A 1,227-nucleotide genomic window follows, 5' to 3' on the forward strand; every position below is an offset into this window, starting at 1 on the left:
CCGATATTCTTATGGATCAGGCAAGGTTTAATTGATAATTAATTTCATATTTTCTGTTATCCCGGACTAGAGCAAAGATTCGGTTAATTAGTTTTGCCCGCACCGCATTAATGACCGTCATTTTATTTTTTCCCTCTGCTACTTTCCTGTCAAAATAGTCTCTGAACTCTCCTGTCATTTTCACAGCTGATAAGGCTGCCATATGGAATAATTTTTTTAGATCCATGTTGGCTCTGTATGAGACTTTTCTCCGGGACCGTTGACTTGTTCCTGATTCAAAGGCAAAGGGGGCGACTCCTGCATGACAGGCGAATTTCCTTCCAGAATTGAATTTAGTGAAGGCACTGGTCGCTATAATTGTGTGGATGGCAACCTGATCACCGATTCCGCCTATAGAAGTAAGTATGGATTTTTGGTTGCTCAGTTCTTTGCTGGATTCCAATAGAGACTTGATCTGCAGATCGATTTCCTTGATCAACTTGGTCAAGGAGTCTACCTGTTTTTTGAGACGCTTTTTCCTGGCCTTGTAAAGCCCTTCATCCATAAAGCCCTTCAGGTCTTTGATTTGTGCCCTGTACTTTGCTCTTTCTTTGATAAACAGTTCGCGTTCAGTAGACAGTGACCTGACCGACTCCAATACATCGTCCTCCGTTCTCTGAATTTTCGCTTTGTCCTGATGCCTTCTTGCATAATCGGCAATACGGATGGCGTCCACCTTGTCATTTTTATAACGGGTAACACCTGAACGTAACTTGATTTCAGCGCCACTTTCAAGCCATAGAGAATAGCCCTCTTCCAGACAGACTTTACGTAATGGATAACAATAATGCCCTGTGAATTCTGCACAGACCAAAGAGTTTTCCATGTTCAGTTGCTTGGATAGTTTTTTTAAAAAACGTTTGATCGACAAGGGTTTGTTTTCAATTTTAAAACTTTCCACTTCCGCATCCTGGTTTAGAAAAGCAATGTCCAAGGTTAATTTGCTTACATCAATTCCAATAAATAATTCAAATTGCATACTTTCGTTGTTAGATAATTGAAGTAAAGAACCGCTACCTAATAACCTTAATAGGTTTGGCTGATATCTTATACAGGTCTTGGTTCTTAAAGCCTGTCAGTCCCAAATATCGGGTTAGATCTCTTACATCTAAGGCTATCGCTGGGTCACTGACGGGGCTTCAATTATACTTCAAAACATTCCATTTTTCAACCACTCAAACCTAAGGT

The 1,227-nt window shown here is 40.4% G+C and carries 1 protein-coding gene; it reads right to left on the bottom strand.

Features of this window, described 5'->3' with window-relative positions:
- Positions 1 to 16: 16 nt before the first annotated feature.
- The gene (locus ACYVAA_RS22900; protein ID WP_460546404.1) at positions 17 to 1,018 is read right to left on the bottom strand and encodes an IS110 family RNA-guided transposase; all 1,002 of its coding nucleotides are present in this window, start codon (positions 1,016 to 1,018) and stop codon (positions 17 to 19) included.
- Between the last annotated feature and the right edge of the window lie 209 nt (positions 1,019 to 1,227).

It is taken from the genome of Echinicola sediminis (genome assembly GCF_054777495.1).